Below are 20,645 nucleotides of genomic sequence, written 5' to 3'. Positions count from 1 at the left end.
GACCGGCTAGACCAGGCGGAAGACCACTTTGATCGCCAGGGAGGCGGCGACCAGGGCGGCGAAGAACACGGATTCCCAGCCGCGCAGCCAGTCCGGCCCGAAACCGAGAACATCCTGGCGCGGCAGGGCGATCTCGATCCGCTCCAGCGCGCCGTCGGGCGGCAGATAGCCGAGGGGATTGGCGATCAGCAGGTTCCACCATCGGCGTTTGTGCAGGCTGGTGACCGCCGCGGTCAGCGCCACCCTCTCGACCATCTGCCGGTCCGGATCGCTCACTTCGATCCGGGCGGCTGTGTCGCTCCCCGCTACCGGCCGGTCCTCCGCCTCGCTCAGCCAGCGGACGATCATGCCCGGCGGTTCGACGCTCAGGTGTACCGAGGTGACCCGGTCCGGAATGAAGTGGCCGTAGGCGCCGCTCAGCCAGACGATCATGAAGAGGATGGGGAGAGAGGCCAGGACAGCCGGCCCCAGAACCAAGCCGAGTTGCGCCAGCGCCCGTTTCTGCATCTGGACGATCAGGGGCATGGCCTCTTTGAGCTGGCCTTCGTAGGCTTCCAAGGCAAAGCGCGCTTCGGCCGCCGCTGCCTTGCCCTCCCGCAGGCGCTGCTGCGGCGACAGGACCGCGTAGAGCGCCATGGAAAGCGACGCCGCCACCAATCCCCAAACCGCCAGACGGCCGGCGGCGGGAATCAGCGGCGCGAGGGACCGGTCGAGCCCCGTGAGCAGCGGCGAAGCGAGGTCAAGCAGTCCAGTCATGGCACGTCATCGGCCGGGCATTTCGATCCAACCCCGCCACACTCAGGGCTTCTTCAGTCGAGCCTCGGGTCTTCGGTCCGCTCGGCCGGGAGCGGGCGCGGCGCGGCCGCCGCCGGCTGGCGCCGGCGCCTCAGCAGCCGCCGGAGCGGCCAGAACAAGAGAAACAGCAGCGCCGCGAGCACCGCGGCGAGGACGCCCCAAAGCGCGCCGAGCAGTGAAAGTCCGGCCCCCGGTCCGATATAGGCCAGCGCCGGCGCCGTCCAGCCCAGCGCCAAAAGCAGCGTCGTGGCTGTCACTCCGATGGCAGGGACACGCGACCGCTCTTGCATCATTGACTGCTCCTCTCCTTTTCTTGCTGCAGCAAGGCCTCGCGGAACCCGGGCTGCAGGCTTTCGGCAGCGATGCGCTGCGCCCAGGAAACGATGGGCAGGATCACCTGGTCCGGCTTCTCCGGGTGGCGGGCCCGGATGGGATTGATGAACTCCCAGACGATCCGGCCGTCGCGGGTCACCTCGAAGATCCGGCCGGCGGTGGATTCGGTGATCAGGGTGTTGCCGTTGGGCAGGCGCTGCTGGGCGGCCCGCACCTTGCTTTCGAAAGGGGTTTCGGCGCTGCCGGCGTAGCGCCAGACTTCGGCCCCGGTCATGGGATCGATCTCGATGACCCGCGACCAGCCGCCCCGGCCGTAGTGGCCCTGGTTGTCGAACAATAGGATGCGGCCGTCCGCCAAGACGTCGGGATCGTGCTGGCCCATCCAGGTTCCCCTGAGGGCCCAGACGATCCGCTCCTGCTCCAGGTCCAGCACCGCGATGGTGTCGATGTCGCGGAAGGACAGCAGCACCTGCCCCTCTTCGGCGAAGGGCAGAACCGAAGCGGCTTCGGCGTCGATCACGTCGATGTTGTTGGTGTGGATGAAGTCGTGCTTGTTGTACCAGGCGACCCGGTCCAGCAGGCGCGCGTAGTCCGAGTTCACCAGGGCATCCAGGATGGAAACCCGCTTCTCCTCGCGACCCTCCGGCGAGAGCACCACCACGAAGTCGTCCAGCCGTGGGACCGTCAGTTGCGGAAAGCCGGCGAAGGTCTTGCGGCGCATCTCGTGGATCAGCGTGTAGACGCGGCCGTCAGCGGCCACGTCCAGGTCATGATGGGTGCGCCCGTAATAGGTCCAGAGAACATTGGACTCCCGGTCCAGCTTCACCAGGCCGTAGCCCCAGGGCGTGTCCCCGGTGGCGACGAAGATCGCCAGCAGATCGCCATTGGGCAGCATCGTTGCCTTGCGCCAGTAGAGGAACTCGTCCGGCTGCGGAGCCTCCACGGGCGACGCTTCCGACCAGAAGGCGCTGTAGGGAAGCTGCCAGGAGTGGACGAGGAGACCGTCCATGGAAAAGAGGAAGGCCTCGCTGCCATGGCCGGAGGTATAGAGGGTGTAGCCGGGAAAGGCCTCGGCGCGGTCGTGGAGGGTGACGCCCTCTTCCGCGCGCCGTTCGGGCGCCCAGAAATCCGAGGTCAGCGGGTCCCGCGACTGATGGATCTTGTCCACCAGCGCCTTGCCGCCGCGGTAGGCGTCGCTCAGCTTTCCAGCCGGGTAGACGTTGCTCAGGATGACGAAGGCACCGCCCAGGAAGCTGAGGAACAGCAGCGCGATCACGAAGGCCGGAAAGGCGATACGGTCGATCAGTGATGGCGGCTCAGGCGCGCCGAACAGCCGTGTCGGGCCGAGAGGCTCCCGCTGGTACCCAGCGAAGTCCGACTCCAACCGGCTAGCCAAGATGCTGGCCCAAACACGATGAACTGACGCCGCGGTCCATGCCGGCCGGCGCACAAAGCATGAATTTCAAAGACCGATCCTCCTGAGAGAAGGACCGGTCCTGGGCATGCTTTATTCCCGCAGTAGGCGGGCTTTCACACCGGTTTCCCCGTGCCGGGACCGCGGCCTATCCCAAGACCCAGGTCTCCACGGTCTTATTGACGACCCAGGGGGCGACGCGCCGGTCGAAGTCCGCGAAGTGGGCGCTGGCCAGATGGCGGTCGAAGGCGGCGCGGTCGTCATAGATTTCGTAGAGGAAGATGCGGTCTTCACGCTCGGGGTCGAAACAGACATCGAAGCGGCTGCAGCTCTCCTCCTTGGTGAGGGAGTTGTGGGCCTGCTCCAAGACGGCGGTTCGGAACGCCCCCGCAGAGTCCGCCTTCACTTCGAAAATCACCGTCACAACGAACATGTCCCCTGCCCCTATCCGAACCGTTTCCTGAGTTCCGCCACCTGCTCCTGCGTCAGGGCGCGCACGGCGGCCCCTCTCAGCAGCAGGAACAGCTTGGCGGTTTCCTCCAACTCCTCTGTGGCGTAAAGCGCCGTCTCCAGGCTGGTGCCGGCGACCACCGGCCCGTGGTTGGCCAGCAGAACCGCATGATGCTTACCCGCCAGCCTGCCGACGGCCTTGGCCAGATCCTGATCGCCCGGCGGGAAATAGGGCACCAGCGGCAGGCGCCCGACCCGCATCACATAATAGGCGGTGATGGGCGGCAGCACGTCTTCGGGATCGATGCCGTCGAGACAGCTCACGGCCACCGAGTGCGTTGAATGAAGGTGAACCACGGCGGCGGCATCGGCGCGTTCGCGGTACATGGCGATGTGCAGGAAGGTCTCTTTCGTCGGCTTGTCGCCGGAAAGCCAATCCCCCGCAGCGTCCAGGCGTGACAGGCGGGCCGGATCGAGCGCGCCCAGGGAGGCGTTGGTCGGGGTCATCAGCCAGCCGCCGTCCGGCAGGCGCTGGCTGATGTTGCCGGTGCTGCCGAAGGTCAGGCCACGGTCGTAGAGGGAACGGCCGGTCGCGCAGATCGCCTCGCGCAGGCGGGCTTCCTCGCTCATGGCAGCAGATCCCAGGCCTTGAGGAAAAAGTCCGGGGCGCCGAAGTTGCCCGACTTCAGGGCAAGGGCCAGCGGCGGCTCGCCGGCGCTGCGGGTCCAGGGCACCCCCGGATCGATCTCCGGGCCGATTTCCAGCGCCTGGAGAGAGAGCCCATTGACCACCGCGCCGGAGGTCTCGCCACCGGCAACGATCAGCCGCCGCACACCCTGATCGACCAGACCACGGGCCACCTCGGCCAGGGTCTCCTCCACCAGCGCGCCGGCCTGGTCCCGCCCCAGTCGATCCTGCACGCCGCGGATGGTTTCCGGCGCGGCTGTCGAATAGATCATCAGCGGCCGGCTGCTGTCCTGCCGGCCGGCCCAATCCAGCAGCGCCGCGGCGGAGGTCTCGCCGCTGGAAAGTGAGAGGGCATCGACCCGGTAGGCGGGAATGCCGGCCTCCTCCGCCATGGCCACCTGCTCCTGAGTGGCCGCAGAGCAGCTCCCCGACAGAATGGCCGCCGGGCCTGCCGGTGCAGCAAAATTCCGAAGCGGGTCCTCGCCCCCCAGCAACCCCCGGTCGCGGAAGTTTTGGGGCAGGCCCATGGCAACGCCGGACCCGCCGGTGATCAGGGACAGTCCGGCCGCGGCCCTGCCGATGGCGACCAGATGGCTGTCGCTGATGGCATCGACGATGGCGATCTCCACACCTTCGTCCCGCGCGCGCTCGAAGCCCGCGGCGATGGCCTCGGCCCCGGCCTCGACGGTCTCGAAAGGAACGAGACCCACCTTGCGGTGCGTCTGCCGGCTGAGCACCGACACCAGGTTCGGATCGCGCATGGGGGTCAGGGGGTGGTCTTTCAGCGGGCTGTCCGACAGCAGGGTCGTCCCGACGAAGAGATGCCCCTGAAAGACCGCGCGCTGGTTGCCGGGAAAGGCCGGACAGGCTAGGGTGAAAGGACAGTCCAGGCGCGCCATTAGGGCTTCGGTCACCGGGCCGATATTGCCTTTGTCGGTGGAATCGAAGGTCGAGCAGTACTTGAAGAAGAGCTGCTTGGCGCCTCCGGCAAGCAGCGCCTCGGCACTGGCCAGGGACTCCGCAACCGCCTCCTCCGGCGGTGTGGTGCGCGATTTCAGCGCCACCACCACCGCATCCGCCGCCGGCAGGTCCGCCGCACGCTGCGGCACGCCGACGACCTGCACCGTTCGCATGCCCCCGCGCACCAGCATCAGGGCGAGATCGGTCGCCCCGGTCAGATCGTCCGCAATACAGCCAAGCAGCATCGAGTCCCCCGCAAGTCCTGAAGTCCGGCCACAGTGATGCCGAACCCCCGGAGGCGAACGACATCAGAAGCGATTGGGTCTGGAATAAATGCATTCATTAATGTATGCATTCAAGTATGATAAGCCCTGAAGAGGGGTCTTGGAGTTTCCGCAGTATCTCAGGAGGCGCCGCTCAAGGCCATGAGAAATCGGGATTCTTTTGGCGAGCGAAGTTGCGCCACCGAACGGGCTGAATTCGACGAGGTGATGCCATGACCAACGTGCCGAAGCTGGAAATCGCTGTCTTCGAGGGCGATGGGATCGGCACGGAGATCACCGCGCCCTGTCTGGATCTGCTGACTGCCGCCGCGGAACAGGTTGGCGGCTTCACGCTCGCCTTCACGCCTCTCCCGGCCGGGGCCGGCACCTACCGCATGGAGGGTATTGCCCTGCCGCAAGAGTCCCTGACCGCGGCTGCGGAAGCCGATGCCATCCTGCTGGCTGCCATGGGGCTGCCGGACATCCGTTATCCGGACGGCACGGAGGTGGCGCCGCAGTTGGAGCTTCGCTTTGCCTTCGGGCTTTATGCGGGCGTGCGCCCGGTGCGCCGTATCCCCGGCCTGGCGCCGGTGCTGACCGACCCGCGCGCGTCGGATCTGGATTTCGTGCTGATCCGGGAATCGACGGAAGGCCTCTTCGCATCCCGCGGTAAGGGTGTGATCGAAGACGACCGCGAGGCGCGGGATACGCAAGTCATCACGCGGCCGGTCTGCGAGCGCCTCTTCGACTTCGCCTTCGCCCTGGCGGCCAAGCGCCGGGCGGCGGGGCATCCCGGGCGCGTGACTTGTGTCGACAAAGCCAATGTGTTCAAGTCCTTCGCCTTCTTCCGTCAGGTCTTCGACGAGCGCGCGGCCTTGCACCGCGACATTCCGGCCGATCATGCCTATGTCGATGCCACCGCGCTGAACATGGTGCGGCGCCCCTGGGACCTCGACGTTCTGGTCACCGAGAACATGTTCGGGGACATCCTCTCGGATCTTGCCGCCGGCCTGATCGGCGGCATGGGCATGGCGCCTTCGGCGGACATCGGCGACGAGCATGCGGTGTTCCAGCCCTGCCATGGCAGTGCCCCCGACATCGCCGGCCAGGGCAAGGCCAACCCGACCGCCATGTTTCTTTCCGCTGCGATGATGCTGGAATGGCTGGCCGAAACCCGTGACGTCCCCCCTTGTGCCGAGGCCGGGGCGGCAATCCGCGCGGCCGTGGACCAGGCCTATGCCGGGGCAACCCTGATCCCCGCGGACCTGGGCGGCAGTTCCGGAACCGCCGAAGTCTCCAAGGCCGTGATGGACGCCCTCTGCCACCCGCAGGTTCCGGTGACCGCGGCCTTGTGAAAGAGGTCCCGGTGAGGAGCGCTTGTCTGTGAGGGTTGCGACCGTCGGCACCGGTTATTTCAGCCAGTTCCAGTACGAGGCCTGGAACCGGATGCCCGATGTCGATCTGGTGGCCCTCTGCAATCGCGGAGCCGAAGGCGCGCGCCGCGTGGCGGAGACCTATGGGGTCCCGGCGACCTACAGCGACCTGGCGGAGATGCTGGCCGAAGAGACGCCGGATCTGCTGGACATCATCACCCCGCCGGTCACCCATCTGGCGATGATCCGCACCGCCGCCGCCCACAAGGTCCCCATCATCTGCCAGAAGCCTTTCTGCCAGAACCTGGAGGAAGCGAAGGAGGCCATTGCCGTCTGCGACAAGGCTGGCGTCCTCTTGGTGGTCCATGAGAACTTCCGCTTCCAGCCCTGGCATCAGCAAGCCAAGGCGGTGATCGAGGCGGGCGAGCTGGGCGATCTCTATCAGGCGAGCTTCCGCCTGCGCCCCGGCGACGGCCAGGGGCCCGAGGCCTACCTCGACCGTCAGCCCTATTTCCAGAAGATGGAACGCTTCCTGGTGCACGAGACGGCGATCCATATGATCGACGTGTTCCGCTTTCTGCTCGGCGAGGTCGAGGGGGTCTACGCGCGCCTGGAGCGCCTCAATCCGGTGATCGCCGGCGAGGATGCGGGGATCATTCTTCTGGACTTCGAGAACGGTGCCCGCGGCCTCTTCGACGGTAACCGCCTGGCCGACCACGCCGCCGAGAATCGCCGCCTGACCATGGGCGAGATGCTGGTTGAAGGCTCCAAGGCAGTGCTGAGGCTCGACGGCGATGGCCACCTCTTCCTTCGGCGTCACGGCCACAACGCGGAACAGGAGGTCGCCTATGCCTGGGAAAACCGGGGCTTCGGCGGCGACTGCGTCTATCGGCTGCAGCGCCACGTGGTCGACCACCTGCTGGACGGTGGGCCGGTGATGAACCGCGCATCCGATTACCTCGCCAACCTGCGCATCGAAGAGGCGGTCTATGACTCGCATCGGGAAGGGCGCCGCCTGCGCCTGTAAGCGGGGTCAGCCGGCGAGAATTGGGTTCAATTTCCTAAACAATTTTGGGGGCCGCGTGGTGCTTCCGGTTGAAAATGAGCTAAGCTCTCGTCGAAGATTCGACTCACGGTGCGGCAACGCGAAACCGACGGAGAGCAGGGCCCTTGGCGACGACCGCCTTGAATGACAACAAGACCACCGGCCGCGGGGGGCAACGCCTCTCGCAGTCCGAGAGGGCCTACCAGGATCTGAAGCAGCGTATCCTGGACAATGAGATGCCGGCCGGCTTTCAGGCCTTGGAACAGGAACTCGCTGAGTTCCTGGGGATGAGTCGGACGCCGGTGCGGGAAGCGCTGATCCGCCTCGCCGACGAGGGCATGGTCGAGATCCGCCCGCGCCACGGCATGCGCGTTCTGCCCATCTCGGTCGCCGACATGCGGGAGATCTATGAGATTCTCACCGGACTGGAATCGACGGCGGCGGAGATCGTCGCCAGTCGCGGCCTGAGCGAGCAGGACCTGGCGGCCCTGCACGAGGCGGTCGGCGACATGGACACCGCCCTCGCCCGGGACGACCTGATCGGCTGGGCCGACGCCGACGAGCGCTTTCACAACCTGCTGGTGGAATACAGCGGCAATGAGCGCCTGCGCACCTGGGTCAACACCTGCCGCGACCAGGCGCACCGGGCCCGCATGGCAACCCTGCGCCTGCGGCCCAAGCCCGTCGCCTCAAACGAGGACCACGCCGCGGTTGTCGCCGCCATCGAGCAGCGCGACGGCGAGGCCGCGCGGCGCATCCACCACCAGCACCGGGTGCGCGCCGGTGCCATGCTGGTGGAACTCCTGGAACTCCACGGCATCACCCAGCTTTAAAGATCTCACTCAAATGAATGGTGTGATTTCAATGGCTTGCCGGCGCCATCCTTAACCACATCGTCACCCTCGGGCTTGTCCCGAGGGTCCATGGAAAGGCCGAGACCGGGACTTCGATGGATTGCCGGAACAAGTCCGGCAATGACAGTTTTTTGGGGTGCCAGAGAGCGGGAACCCATTGGCTGAGAAGGCTTCATCCTGGGCCAGGCATCAAGAAGCCCGGTCCATTAAGCCGCCCAGTCCAGCACCACCTTGCCGCTTTCGCCGGAGGCCATGACGTCGAAGGCCCGCTGGAAGTCGTCGATGCCGAAGCGGTGGGTGACGATGCGGTCGATGGAGAGGCCGGATTCCAGCATGGCGATCATCTTGTACCAGGTCTCGAACATCTCCCGGCCGTAGATCGCCTTGATGGTCAGGGCCTTGAAGATCACCGGGCTCCAGTCGAAGGGCCGGACCTGCGCGGGGATGCCGAGCAGCGCGATGCGCCCGCCCATCACCATCAGATCGACCATCTGGTCGAAGGCCGCCGGCGCCCCGGACATCTCGAAGCCGACGTCGAAGCCCTCCTTCATCTTCAATTCGGCCATCACGTCGCGCAGGTCTTCCTTGGCGACGTTGACCGTCCGCGCATCGGCCACCTGCTCGGCAAGGGAAAGCCGGTAGGGATTGACGTCGGTGAGCACGACATGGCGCGCCCCGACGTGGCGAGCCACCGCCGCCGCCATGACGCCGATGGGCCCGGCGCCGGTGATCAGCACGTCCTCGCCCACCAAATCGAAGGTCAGGGCCGTGTGCACGGCGTTGCCCAGCGGATCGAGGATTGCACCCAGGTCGTCGGAGAGATGGTCCGGCAACGGCACCACGTTGAAGGCCGGCAGCGCCAGATACTCGGCGAAGGCGCCGGGCAGGTTGACGCCGATCCCGCGGGTTTCCGGGTCCAGGTGATAGCGCCCGGCCCGCACGTTGCGACTGCGGCTGCCGATGACATGGCCCTCGCCGGACACCCTCTGGCCCAGGCTCAGGTGGCGGACATTGGCGCCCAGTTCGACGATCTCGCCGCAGTATTCGTGGCCGATGGTCATGGGCACCGGCACGGTCTTCGCCGCCCAGGCATCCCAGTTGTAGATGTGCACGTCGGTGCCGCAGATCGCCGTCTTGCGGATTTTGATCAGCACCTCGTCCGGCGCGACCGCGGGCTTCGGCTGGTCGCCCAGCCAGATGCCGGGTTCCGGCTTCTCTTTGATCAGGGCCTTCATCGTCGCCTCCTGACTGACAGGGAGATTGCTAGATTACACCCAGGTCCCGGCCTGTCGCGGTGAAGGCCGCGACGGCCCGGTCAATCTGCTCCGGCGCCAGGGCCGCCGACATCTGGGTGCGGATTCTGGCCTGGCCCTGGGGCACCACCGGATAGAAGAAGCCGGTGACGTAGATGCCATGATCGAAGAGCTTGGCCGCCATTTCCTGCGCGATCTCGGCCTCCCCCAGCATCACCGGAATGATGGGATGCTCGCCCTCGAGCAGCCGGAAACCGGCGTCCGTGAGGCCGGCACGAAAACGCCGCGCATTCTCGGTGAGCCTTGCGCGCAGGTCGTCGCCCTGACGCACCAGCTCGATGGCCTTGCGCCCGGCGCCGACGATGGGCGGCGGCAGGGAGTTGGAGAAGAGATAGGGCCGGGAGCGCTGGCGCAGCAGATCGATGATCGGCTGGGGCGCGGCCACGTAACCGCCGGCCGAACCGCCGAGCGCCTTCCCCAAGGTGCCGGTCAGGATGTCCACACCGACGCCGAAGTGGGCGCCGGTGCCCCTGCCCTGCGGCCCCAGCACGCCGGTGGAATGGCAGTCGTCGACGAACAGCAGCGCTTCGTACTGATCCGCCAGGCGCCGCATGGTCGGCAGATCGGCGAGATAGCCGTCCATGGAGAACACCCCGTCGGTGGCGATGATGATCCGCCGGGCGCCTTCCTGCCGCGCCTCGCGCAGCTTGGCTTCCAATTCGTCCATGTCGCGGTTGGCGTAGCGGTAGCGCTGGGCCTTGCAGAGCCGGATGCCGTCGATGATTGAGGCATGGTTCAGGGCATCGGAGATCACCGCGTCCTCGGCACCGAGCAGCGGCTCGAAGACCCCGCCGTTGGCATCGAAGCAGGCGGCATAGAGGATGGCATCCTCCTGGCCGAGGAAGGCCGCGATCTCCTGTTCCAGTAGGCGATGCTGGTCCTGGGTGCCGCAGATGAACCGCACCGAGGCCATGCCGAGGCCGTAGTGGTCCAGTGCCTCCTTGGCGGCGGCGATCAGCGCCGGGTGGTCGGCAAGCCCGAGGTAGTTGTTGGCGCAGAGGTTGATGACGGTGCGCTCGGACCCATCCTCGGCAACCCGGATGCCGGCCCCCTGGGGCGAGGTGATGGGCCGCTCGACCTTATAGAGGTGGGCCGCCCGGATACTGTCGAGCTCGGTTCGGATATCCTTCAACAGCATGGTCGTGGCCTCGGCTCAATTACGTGATAGTGGACATTATTCCGTTATTACGGATTTTTCAACGTTTATCGCGCGGCGCGGCCGCCCTTACCGCCGTCAGACGGTCAGCACCACCAGCAAGGCCTTGGCCGGCGCGCCGTCCCGCGCGGCGATGCGGTGGGCGACGTCGGCGCGGTAGCGCAGGGTGTCGCCGGCCTCCGCCGTCTCTTCGCGCAGGCCCGACTGCACGGCGACGCTGCCTTCCAGGATCGTCAGGTGCTCCATGCAGCCCGGCGCATGGGCATCGCTCTCCAGAGCGCCCCCGGCATCGAGTTGCAGCTCATACCACTCGACGCTGCCGGCCAGGGCCGGCGGACTCAGAATCCTTAGGCGGCAACGTTCGCCCTGGCTGTCGATTGTGGGGGTGCGCCGCGCCGGCAAGCGCTCCACCTGGCCACTGGCGGGCGGCCGCTCACCCTCGCCCCCCAGCAGCCCCGCGAAGTCGACGCCCAGAGCCTGGGTTAGATTCCACAGGGTGGCCAGGGTCGGATTGCTCTCGCCCCGTTCGATCTGGGACAGCATGGAGCGCGACACGCCGGAGCGCTGCGAGAGGTCGTCCAGGGTGAGTTGCTGGTCCTTGCGGGCGGTGCGCAGCATCTGCGCCACCTGGGAAACGATGCCCTCGGCATCCACGGGGTTCGGTCTGGCCATCTCTCCACTATAACGGAGAGAAATCCTTTATTCCAGACTGACCCAGCACCCCTCCTCCGCCGCGCGCAGCAGGGCGTGCATCACCCGCTCGGTCACCAGGGCGTCCTCGAAGTCGGGATAGAGCGTCTCCTCGCCGGCCAGGCCGCGCAGCAGGTGCGCCACCTCCACCATCTTCATCTCGTTGAAGCCGAGGCTGTGGCCGGGCGCCGGGATGAACTGCCCGTAGGGCGGATGGGCCGGGCCGCTGAGGATGGTCTTGAAGCCCTGCTGAGCCTTCGGCCCCTCGGCCTGATAGAGCTGCAACTCGTTCATGCGCTCCTGGTCGAATGCGATCATCCCGGCGCTGCCGTGCAGTTCCCAGGCGAAGCGCGACTTGCGGCCCCAGGCGATGCGGCTGGAGGCGAGGCTGCCGGAGAAGCCGGCGCGAAAGCGCACCATGGCCGAGACGGTGTCGTCGTTCTCCACCTCTCCTGTCTCGCCGGAGGTTCCTTCGAGGGGGCGCTCCTTGTGCATGGTGGTGAGCTCGGCTGTCACCGCCTCGATGGGCCCGCAGAGGAACTGCGCCATGTTGATGAGGTGGCTGCCGAGATCGCCGAGGGCACCGCTGCCGGCCTTGGCCTTTTGCATGCGCCAGCTATGGGGCAGTTGCGGATCGGCCAGGTAGTCCTCGTCGAAACAGCCACGGAAATGCACTGGCCGCCCGATGGCCCCCTCTTCGATCAGCCGCTTGGCATGGGAGATGGCGGGATTCTTTGTGTAGTTGTAGCCGACCAGCGACTTGACCCCGGCGGTGCGCACCGCCGCGGCCATGGCCTCCGCCTCCTCCAGGGTCAGCGCCAACGGCTTCTCGCAATAAATGTGCTTGCCGTTGCGCGCCGCCTCGATGGCCATGGCCGGATGCAGGGCGTTGGGCGTGGTGATGGAAACCACATCGACGGCCGGGTCGCTGACCAGGTCGCGCCAGTTGCCGGTGGCACGGGCGAAGCCGAGGGCGGCGGCCTGGCGCGACGCCTGGGCCTCGTTCACATCGCAGAGCAGCTCCAGCCGCGGTCGCGGCGAGAGGCCGAAAATCGTTGCAACGGTGGTGTAGGCAATGGCGTGGCACTTGCCCATATAGCCCGTGCCGATCAGCCCGACCCCAACTGACTCCAAGCGCAAAACCCTTCAGATCGGCCCGGACCCGCCGGGGCACAGAATTGCCCGGGGCCGGCCTGCCCTACACAGAGCCGGCCCCGGGCAGTTGGGAGGACTAGACTGTACCGCCGAGCGATGCGGAGAGCTGCTGCAGTTCCTTGCCGCCGGCCATCAGATTCTGCAGCTCGTCCATGGTGATCTCGTCCTTGGCAAAGTTGCCCAGGGTCTTGCCGCGGTTCAAGACCGTGAAGCGGTCGCCCACTGCCATGGCATGGCGCACGTTGTGGGTGATGAAGATCACCCCCAGGCCCTTGGAGCGCACCTGGTCGACATACTTCAGCACCATGGAGGTCTGGGCCACGCCCAAGGCCGAGGTCGGCTCGTCGAGGATCAGCACCTTGGCGCCAAAATAGACCGCCCGGGCAATGGCCACGCACTGGCGCTCACCGCCGGAGAGGGTGCCCACCGCCTGTTGCGGGTCACGCACGTCGATGCCGATCTTGTGCATCTCCTCGCGGGTCACCTGGTCGGCTTCGTCGAAGTTGATGAAGCGCAGCGGCCCGAAGCGCTTGATCGGCTCGCGGCCCATGAAGAAGTTCCGGGTCACCGACATCAGCGGGATCATTGCCAGGTCCTGGTAGACCGTGGCGATGCCGGCATCCAGGGCGTCGCGCGGCGAGTCGAAGTCGACGTGCTGCCCTTCCACCAGGAACTCGCCGTCGGTCGGCTTGTGAACCCCGGCAAGGGTCTTGATCAGGGTCGACTTGCCGGCGCCGTTGTCCCCGAGCAGGCAAAGCACCTGGCCCCGGCCGACGGTCATGGACACCCCGGCAAGCGCGATGACCGAACCGAAGTGCTTGACCACATTGCGGACGTCGATGAGGACGTCGGCGCCGTTTCCGGCCCCGTTGGAGCTTGTGTCAGTCATCTCACCGCTCCCCCGTCGCGCGCTTGCGAATGAAGTTGTTGAACAGCACCGCAGTCAGCAGCATGCCGCCCAGGAAGACCAGGTACCAGTCCTGGTCGATGGTGGTGTAGGTCAGGCCGATCAGCACCATGCCAAAGATGACGGCGCCAATGGCCGCGCCGATGGCCGAGCCGTAGCCGCCGGTCAGCAGGCAGCCGCCGATCACCGCGGCGATGATGGCCTCGAACTCCTTCTGGAAGCCGCGCCGCGCGTCGGTGGAGCCGGCATCGAGGACGGTGAGGATGGCAACCAGGGCGGCACAGCAGGCCGTGAGCATGAAGAGGATGGTCTTCACCCGGTTCACCGCGACACCGGAGTTGCGCGCCGCATTGGCATCGCCGCCGGCGGCGAAGATCCAGTTGCCGAAGCGGGTGCGCACCAGGACCCAGGTGGCAACGGCGGCGAAGAGCACGAACCAGATCACCTCCACGGGGATGCCCTGAACCATGGGCAGGCCGTTCTTGAAGGTGTCGATCATGCCCATGGAGGCGAACCAGGCGAACAGCCCCTCGAAGGCACCGCCGGAGAAGAGCTGCGCGAACCAGGAGTCGCCCACCGCGTCCTTGACCCCGCGCAACTGGGTCGAGCCGCCGGTGGCGAGCTTCAGCCCGACCAGCGTCATGCCGCGGAGAATGAACAGGAAGGCCAGGGTGACGATGAATGACGGCAGTCCGGTGCGCAGCACGATCTGACCGTTGAGCGCGCCCATGGCCGCCGCAAGAACAAAGGTGATCACAATGGAAAGCGGCAGTGGTATGCCCAGGACCACAAGGCAGGCGGCGAAGATCAAGCCCGCGAAGGCGACCATGGAGCCGACCGAGAGATCGAACTCCCCGCCGACCATGAGCAGCGCCGCGCCGATGGCCAGAATGCCCAACTGCGCGGCCGGCGCCATGAAGTTCATGATGCCCGCCAGGGTGAACATGTTGGCGTTGGCGGTGAACAGGAAGAAGACGGTGACGAGGATCAGGCCGGCGATGGCGCCCAGTTCGGGCCGCCGCATCAGCTTGGTCATCGTGGAGACTTCGCGAAGCCGCTCGTCGGCCTTCTCGGCCGTCTTGTCAGGGGGCTCGGCCGCAGCCTCGCTGCCGCCCTGCATCGTCTTTTCAACCATTTCCGTTCCTCCCTCGAGGGACTGCTCGCTGGCGTCAGCCGGTCTTGCGCCGATTCCTGAGTGCCGGGCCTGCGATACGCAGGGGTTCAGATCCGTTCAGTCTATCCTACTGCGCAACTATGGTTAACAGCCGCCGGCCGATCGGCGCCACAGTGTTGTGGCGCCGATGCGGACCGCAGTCTGGCTGTTAGCGAATGCCCTTCGCCGACAGCTCGACGACCTGTGCGGCCTTTTCCTGGGTGATCAGGTTCGGGCCGGAGGGCACGTTGCCGCCCGGGATCAGGCCGAACTTCGCGTGATTGGCCAGGAACACCACCGGCAGGTAGCCCTGCAGGTATTGCTGTTGGTCGATGGCGAAGACAGCCTTGCCGTCGGCAATGGCCTTCAGGAAGTCGGAGGAAAGGTCGAAGGTGCCGATCATGACAGAGTCGATCTTGCCGGCTTCGTCGGCCGCCGCCAGGGCCGGCTCGCCCGCGGTGCTCGCACCAAGGGCCATGATGGTGTCGACGCTGTCATCGGACTCCAAGGCCGCCTTGACCTTGGCCTTCACTTCGGCCGGGTCCTGGGAGACCGGCAGCACCTTGGAAGCACCGCCGAAGCCGTCGGCAAAGCCGGAGCAGCGCAGGTCGAGCGCCACGTTGCCGACTTCCTGGTTGATGCAGATGGCGCTCTTGCCGCCCAGCGCGGCCATCTTCTCACCGGCCGCCTTGCCGGCGTCATACTCTTCCTGGCCGACATGGAGCAGCGCCCCGAGGCCCTTGGAAACGTCGGAGCCCGAGTTCATGGAAACCACGGGGATGCCCGCGGCGACGGCTTTTTCAATCGACGGACCCAGGGCGTCGGCATCGGGGATCGAGACGATCAGCCCGTCCGGCTCCTGGTTCACCGCCGCGTCGATGAGCTGGGACATGACCACCATGTCGAAGGTCTCCGGCGCGCGGTAGTCGACGGTGACCGCCATGTCCTTGGCCGCCGCGTCAACGCCGTTCTTGACCACCGACCAGAAGGGATCGTTGGCCTGACCATGGCTGACGACAATGATGTTGATGTCCTGCGCCTGGGCGGCCGAGGCAGCCCCAAGAAAAGCGGCCGCAGCCGCCAGACGATGCAAAACTCTCATTCAATCCTCCCCTTACTGAGGTTCTGGTTATTGATCGCTGTGCCTTGAGTGAGCGCCACAGCCAATTCACTTGTCAAGGTTGCCCCGAACCAGCGGGATCGGGCCGAACTTCCCGCTGCGTCACGCCAATCGAGGTCTTCCGGTAGGCCCCCGGCGGAAACCGAACACCCGGCGGCGCAAGGCAAAGCCCTCGCAGCGGATGGTCTTTCCTGGCCAACGGCCATCGCAAATTGGGGCATCTCGCCTTCCCTGGATAAAATCCGGGTCTTCGGCCCGGGATTTCTCTGATTGCCTCAGACGTTCATTCTGGACAGAATAAACCGACCGCTCCGAATTTTCTAGAATTTTTATTCTCCTTCTGGTTCACTCCATTGAGTCATTAGATTTTGTGAACAGCAGGCAGGGACCCCGGGACCCGCAGAAAGGCAGCCCGCAGAAAGGCAGGGGGTGATGGCAAAAGCGGAACCGCTCGCAGACCCGAATGCGCCGCCGCGCGACTTCGCCGGGTTGCGAAGCCTGCTGATCGAACGGCATCAGAACCTGCCCAAGCGCCTTGCCCAGGTGGCCCGTTTCGCGGTCGCCCATCCCGACGAGATGGCCTTCGGGACCGCCGCCAGTATTGCCGAGCAGGCCGCCGTCCAGCCCTCGACCCTGGTGCGCTTTGCCCAGACCATCGGCTATCAGGGCTTCTCCGACCTGCAGGAGATCTTCCGCTCGCGCCTGAGAGAGCGCTGGCCGGACTATGAGGAGCGGTTGGAGAGCCTCAGCCACAGAGAACGCGACCGCGAGGGCGTGCCGGGCCTTCTCGACGGTTTCGCCCAGGCCGGCGCCACCTCCCTGATGCGCCTGCGCGAAAGCATAGATCCCGATCAACTGAGTAAGGCCGCCAGGCTGCTGTCGGCCGCCGACACGATCTATCTGCTGGGCCAGCGGCGGGCCTTTCCGATCTCCTCCTACCTGGCCTACGCCCTCGGCAAGCTGGGGGTGAAGAGCATCCTGATCGACAATGTCGGGACCCTGGGGGCCGAGCAGTCGGCCTTCGCCGGCGCCCAGGATGCGCTGATCTCCATCAGCTTCACCCCCTACGCCCCGGCCACCATAGACCTCACCCGGGTGACGGCGGCCCGCGGCGTGCCGCTGGTCGCCATCACCGACAGCCCGTTCAGTCCCCTGACCGCGTCGGCGGACATCTGGTTCGAGGTGGTGGAGGCGGACTTCGCCGCCTTTCGCTCCCTCTCCGCCTCTTTCTGCCTGGCCATGGCGCTGGCCGTTTCCATCGCTGAACACCGGCGCGGCGCCTGACGCTTCTTCTCTCTAGCCCTCTTTTGCTTGGGCCTTCTTCGCCGGCTCGGTTCCCCAACGGAAGCCATGCGTCTCACTCGAAGTGATGATGCCCGCTTTGCGCGAAGAATAATCGAATACTACGATCATAGGAAATCAAAATCTAAATAGTTTAGTTATAATCATAACAAACATACGTCAGTAACCATAATTACTGTATGCGATTTAAGTCTCTAGAAAGAACATGGAATAAAACAATTCTACCAATTTAATCATAATTTAAATTGTTCTCGCGAATAGTGCCGTCAATAACGCGCCCCAATAGGCGCCCCGCCTCCGTCAAGAAGAGGTCGGGATCTCTTTGCAGCAATCTCCTGGGCTTGACCGACCGCGCCTCTTGTCGGCGCGGTGGATGGAATACGCAGGCGGGCCGCGCCTCGCCGCTCAAACTTGGGGTTAGAGCAGATGTCCAGTGACCATGAACGTGACGTTTCAAAGCCTGAAACACCGCCCGAGGCGGCGAGTACACAAAGCCAGAAAGCCCTGCTTTCCTATTTCACCAACCTGAAGGTCGGATCGAAGATTGCGCTCGGTTCCGGCGTAATCTTGGCGTTCCTGATCGCCGTGGGTGGCGTGGGCCTTTACAGCCTGCTCACCACCGGCAGTGAATTCGGCACCTATCGGCAGACGGCGCGAGAGAGCAACCAGCTCGGGCGCATCCAGGCCAACCTGCTGTCGGCCCGCATCGCGGTGAAGAACTTCATTCTGGAGCAGGATGAAGGCGCAATCACCGTAACCAATCAGCGCATCACCGCCGTGAGGGAACAGATCGACGAGGCCAGGGCGCTTTTCGTCGACCAGGCCAAGCTCGCAGAGTTGCAAAACGCCGACCAGGAAATCAGCACCTATAAGTCCGCCTTCGAACAGGTGATCGCGCTGTTCCGCGAACGCAACGGCTATGTCAATCAGTTGAACAGCGTCGGTCCGCAGTCCGAACGCAGCCTGACCAAAATCATGGAGAGCGCCTATCGGGACGGCGACACCACCGCCAGCCACAAGGCGGGGCTGACCCTGCGTCATCTGATGTTGGCGCGGCTCTATTCCAACCGCTTCCTGGTGGACAACCTGCCCGCCTCTGAGGAGCGGGCGCTGAAGGAGATGGGTCTGTTCCAGCAGTCCGCCGATCAGATGCTGAGCGTTCTGGAGAATCCCACCCGCCGCCAGCTCGCCAGCGAGGTCTCGACCCTGGCCGAACAATACCGCACAGCCTTCGAAAGCGTCGTGACGACCATCTATTCCCGCAACGAAATCATCACGGGAACGCTGGACGTCATCGGCCCGCGCGTGGCGGACAACATGGAACACATCAAGCTGGCGAACAAAGCCTACCAGGACGAGATCGGTCCGAAGATCACCGCCGATCTCATCAATGCCAAGTGGACCATGGGGATCGTCGCCGTGCTTGCCGTGGTCATCGGCAGCCTGCTGGCCTTCGTGACCGGCCGCGGGATCTCCGGTCCGATCACCGCCATGACCGGCGTCATGACGCGTCTGGCTGACGGCGATAAGACAGTGGCCATTCCGGCGACCGATCAGACTGACGAGATCGGCGACATGGCCAAGGCGGTCCTGGTGTTCAAGGAGAACATGATCAAGGCCGAAGAGCTGGCGGCCGAACAGGAGAAGGAGCGTGCCGCCCGGGAAGAGCGGGCCAAGCAGATCGAGCAGCTGACCAAGGATTTCGATACCGAGGTCAGCCGGGTCATCTCCGCGGTCGGCGAGTCGGTCGGTCAGATGAGCGAGACGGCGGACTCCATGGCCGTCATGGCGCAGGATGCCAGTGAACGGTCGAGTTCGGTGGCCGCGGCCTCGCAGCAGGCCTCCGCCAACGTGCAGACCGTCGCTTCGGCCTCCGAAGAGCTGTCCTCGTCGATCAGCGAGATCTCCAATCAGGTGACAACCTCAACGAACACGGCAAACACCGCCGTGGCCGCGGCGGAAAAGGCCAGTGACAAGGTGCAGAGCCTGGTCGCGGCCTCCCAGAAGGTTGGCGAGGTCGTCGACCTGATCAACGATATCGCTGAGCAGACCAACCTCCTGGCCCTCAACGCCACGATTGAGGCCGCTCGCGCCGGTGAAGCCGGCAAGGGTTTCGCCGTGGTGGCGTCCGAGGTCAAGAACCTGGCCTCGCAGACCGCCAAGGCGACGATCGAGATCGGCGATCAGATCTCCGGCATGCACGGTGCCACCAACGAAGCGGTGGCCGCCATCGACGAGATCAACCGCACCATCGCCCAGATCAACGAAGTCGCCAGCACCATCGCTGCGGCAGTCGAGGAACAGGGCGCTGCCACCAGCGAGATCAGCCGCAACGCCCAGGAGGCCGCCAGCGGCACCCAGCAGGTGGACACCAATATCGCCTCTGTCAGCGAGGCGACCTCGAAGACCGGGCAGTCCGCCGGTCAGGTCTCCGAGGCTGCCAAGGAACTTGCCAGCCAGTCGGAGGTGCTGCGCGGCGAGATCGACAAGTTCCTCTCAGGCGTCCGCGCCGCCTGAGGAGCTTTTTTTGGGGGAGCCCCGGTCCTTGCGGCCGGGGTGCAAGGGAGGCCGCCGGGTCTGCACCACAGCCCGGCGGCCTTGCCTTTTGCTCAGGGATCCAGGCTGACCGGCCTGCCGCTGCGCCACGATTGGGTTGCCGCGTCGGCCAGGATCTGGGCCTTGAGGCCATCCTCGCCCGAAGGCGCCGGCGACCGTCCCGCGCTCACCGTCTCGATGAAGGCGGAAAGCTCGGCCTGATAAGCCTCCCGGTAGCGGTCCAGGAAGAACGGAAGCGCCGGATCGCGGCTATAACCGGAGGCCGAGGCCGCCTCGACCGTGGTCGCGCGCTGGTTTCCGGCGCGCAGCAGGCCCTCCGCGCCATGGACCTCGATCCGCTGGTCGTAGCCGTAGCTGGCACGCCTTGAGTTTGAGATCTGCACAAGCTTGCCGGTGGCGGTCTTCAAAGCCACCGTCGCCGTGTCCACGTCTCCCGCCTCGCCGATCGCCGGGTCCACCAGGCAGGAGCCCTGGGCGAAGACCTCCACCGGCTCTTCGTCCAGCAGGAAGCGGGCCATGTCGAGATCGTGGATCATCATGTCGCGGAACAGACCACCGGAACGCGCGATGTAGGAGGCCGGCGGCGGCGCCGGATCGCGCGAGAGGATGGTGACGATCTCCACCGCGCCAATCTCGCCGGTCTGCAGACGCGCCTTCAGCGCGGCAAAGCTGGGGTCGAAACGCCGGTTGAAGCCGATCATCAGCGGCCGGCCGACCTCGGCGACGACGGCCAGGCAGGCCCGGATGCGCTCCGCATCGAGATCCACCGGCTTCTCGCAGAAAACCGCCTTGCCGCCGCGCACCGCGGCTTCGATCAGTTCGGCATGGGTATCGGTCGGCGTGGCGATGACCACGGCATCGATGGCCGGGTCCGCCAGGACCGCTGCAATCTCGCGGGTGGCGGCGCCGGTCTCGGCCGCCAGCGCCTCGGACGCCGCGGGAACGGCATCTGCCACGGCGGCCAACGCGGCCTTGGGATGGGCGGCGATGTTACGCCCATGGATCTGGCCGATGCGGCCCGCCCCCAGCAAACCGATGCGTAGCATGCGGCGTTCTCCCCCTCGACGATAAAATAGAACCTGAATTCCATATTGACCCCTTATTAGATGTTATGTTTCA

Annotated in this window: 19 protein-coding genes; 5 read left to right on the top strand and 14 right to left on the bottom strand. The window is 65.6% G+C overall.

Features of this window, described 5'->3' with window-relative positions:
- Nucleotides 1-6: 6 nt before the first annotated feature.
- From Q0996_RS23505 to otnK, 6 genes are all read right to left on the bottom strand, one after another.
- Nucleotides 7-756 (bottom strand): hypothetical protein, encoded by a 750-nt coding sequence (locus tag Q0996_RS23505; protein WP_299625924.1) that lies wholly within the window; start codon nucleotides 754-756, stop codon nucleotides 7-9.
- Nucleotides 757-809: 53 nt separating this feature from the next.
- Nucleotides 810-1,052 carry a hypothetical protein gene (locus Q0996_RS23500; RefSeq protein WP_299625921.1) on the bottom strand — a complete coding sequence of 81 codons (243 nt, stop codon included), beginning with the start codon at nucleotides 1,050-1,052 and terminating at the stop codon, nucleotides 810-812.
- Nucleotides 1,053-1,084: 32 nt separating this feature from the next.
- Complete coding sequence (locus tag Q0996_RS23495; RefSeq protein WP_299625918.1) at nucleotides 1,085-2,524, bottom strand: arylsulfotransferase family protein; 1,440 nt, start codon at nucleotides 2,522-2,524, stop codon at nucleotides 1,085-1,087.
- Nucleotides 2,525-2,690: 166 nt separating this feature from the next.
- Entirely contained in the window at nucleotides 2,691-2,975 is a 285-nt protein-coding gene (locus tag Q0996_RS23490; RefSeq protein WP_299625915.1) for a putative quinol monooxygenase, read from the bottom strand.
- Between the two features lie 11 nt (nucleotides 2,976-2,986).
- On the bottom strand, nucleotides 2,987-3,622 hold the full coding sequence (otnC, locus tag Q0996_RS23485; RefSeq protein WP_299625912.1) for a 3-oxo-tetronate 4-phosphate decarboxylase: 636 nt from the start codon (nucleotides 3,620-3,622) through the stop codon (nucleotides 2,987-2,989).
- A complete protein-coding gene (gene otnK, locus Q0996_RS23480) occupies nucleotides 3,619-4,884 on the bottom strand; it encodes a 3-oxo-tetronate kinase (RefSeq protein WP_299625909.1) in 1,266 nt (421 codons plus the stop codon). The genes otnC and otnK overlap by 4 nt, the downstream gene beginning before the upstream one ends.
- Before the next feature lie 251 nt (nucleotides 4,885-5,135).
- On the opposite strand from otnK, the gene Q0996_RS23475 reads away from it, so the two are divergent.
- From Q0996_RS23475 to Q0996_RS23465, 3 genes are all read left to right on the top strand, one after another.
- Complete coding sequence (locus tag Q0996_RS23475; protein WP_299625905.1) at nucleotides 5,136-6,257, top strand: isocitrate/isopropylmalate dehydrogenase family protein; 1,122 nt, start codon at nucleotides 5,136-5,138, stop codon at nucleotides 6,255-6,257.
- Nucleotides 6,258-6,285: 28 nt separating this feature from the next.
- Entirely contained in the window at nucleotides 6,286-7,302 is a 1,017-nt protein-coding gene (locus tag Q0996_RS23470; RefSeq protein WP_299625902.1) for a Gfo/Idh/MocA family protein, read from the top strand.
- A 143-nt stretch (nucleotides 7,303-7,445) separates the two neighbouring features.
- The gene (locus Q0996_RS23465; RefSeq protein WP_299625899.1) at nucleotides 7,446-8,153 is read left to right on the top strand and encodes a GntR family transcriptional regulator; all 708 of its coding nucleotides are present in this window, start codon (nucleotides 7,446-7,448) and stop codon (nucleotides 8,151-8,153) included.
- A 227-nt stretch (nucleotides 8,154-8,380) separates the two neighbouring features.
- On the opposite strand, the gene tdh is transcribed toward Q0996_RS23465, so the two are convergent.
- The 7 genes from tdh to Q0996_RS23430 all read right to left on the bottom strand — a co-directional run bounded on the left by tdh (nucleotide 8,381) and on the right by Q0996_RS23430 (nucleotide 15,650).
- Complete coding sequence (gene tdh, locus Q0996_RS23460) at nucleotides 8,381-9,409, bottom strand: L-threonine 3-dehydrogenase (RefSeq protein ID WP_299625896.1); 1,029 nt, start codon at nucleotides 9,407-9,409, stop codon at nucleotides 8,381-8,383.
- A gap of 28 nt (nucleotides 9,410-9,437) precedes the next feature.
- On the bottom strand, nucleotides 9,438-10,625 hold the full coding sequence (gene kbl, locus Q0996_RS23455) for a glycine C-acetyltransferase (RefSeq protein WP_299625893.1): 1,188 nt from the start codon (nucleotides 10,623-10,625) through the stop codon (nucleotides 9,438-9,440).
- Nucleotides 10,626-10,721: 96 nt separating this feature from the next.
- Entirely contained in the window at nucleotides 10,722-11,315 is a 594-nt protein-coding gene (locus Q0996_RS23450) for a helix-turn-helix domain-containing protein (protein WP_299625889.1), read from the bottom strand.
- Between the two features lie 27 nt (nucleotides 11,316-11,342).
- Entirely contained in the window at nucleotides 11,343-12,467 is a 1,125-nt protein-coding gene (locus Q0996_RS23445; protein WP_299625886.1) for a Gfo/Idh/MocA family protein, read from the bottom strand.
- 97 nt (nucleotides 12,468-12,564) lie between these two features.
- Entirely contained in the window at nucleotides 12,565-13,377 is an 813-nt protein-coding gene (locus Q0996_RS23440) for an ATP-binding cassette domain-containing protein (RefSeq protein WP_299625883.1), read from the bottom strand.
- A 1-nt stretch (nucleotide 13,378) separates the two neighbouring features.
- Nucleotides 13,379-14,530: an ABC transporter permease gene (locus tag Q0996_RS23435; protein ID WP_322096791.1), complete on the bottom strand. Its 1,152-nt coding sequence runs from the start codon at nucleotides 14,528-14,530 to the stop codon at nucleotides 13,379-13,381.
- Between the two features lie 187 nt (nucleotides 14,531-14,717).
- The gene (locus tag Q0996_RS23430; protein WP_299625880.1) at nucleotides 14,718-15,650 is read right to left on the bottom strand and encodes a sugar ABC transporter substrate-binding protein; all 933 of its coding nucleotides are present in this window, start codon (nucleotides 15,648-15,650) and stop codon (nucleotides 14,718-14,720) included.
- 450 nt (nucleotides 15,651-16,100) lie between these two features.
- Here Q0996_RS23430 and Q0996_RS23425 point away from each other — a divergent pair, with 450 nt between their 5' ends.
- Nucleotides 16,101-16,952 (top strand): MurR/RpiR family transcriptional regulator, encoded by an 852-nt coding sequence (locus Q0996_RS23425; protein ID WP_299625876.1) that lies wholly within the window; start codon nucleotides 16,101-16,103, stop codon nucleotides 16,950-16,952.
- A gap of 444 nt (nucleotides 16,953-17,396) precedes the next feature.
- Nucleotides 17,397-19,487: a methyl-accepting chemotaxis protein gene (locus tag Q0996_RS23420; protein WP_299625873.1), complete on the top strand. Its 2,091-nt coding sequence runs from the start codon at nucleotides 17,397-17,399 to the stop codon at nucleotides 19,485-19,487.
- A gap of 92 nt (nucleotides 19,488-19,579) precedes the next feature.
- Here the strand turns inward: Q0996_RS23420 and iolG are convergent, their stop codons facing one another.
- The gene (iolG, locus tag Q0996_RS23415) at nucleotides 19,580-20,572 is read right to left on the bottom strand and encodes an inositol 2-dehydrogenase (protein WP_299625870.1); all 993 of its coding nucleotides are present in this window, start codon (nucleotides 20,570-20,572) and stop codon (nucleotides 19,580-19,582) included.
- Nucleotides 20,573-20,645: the final 73 nt, after the last annotated feature.

The sequence above is a fragment of the Pelagibius sp. genome (genome assembly GCF_028289705.1).
GTDB lineage: Bacteria > Pseudomonadota > Alphaproteobacteria > Kiloniellales > Kiloniellaceae > Pelagibius.
This window is presented reverse-complemented; position numbering and strand designations above follow the sequence as displayed.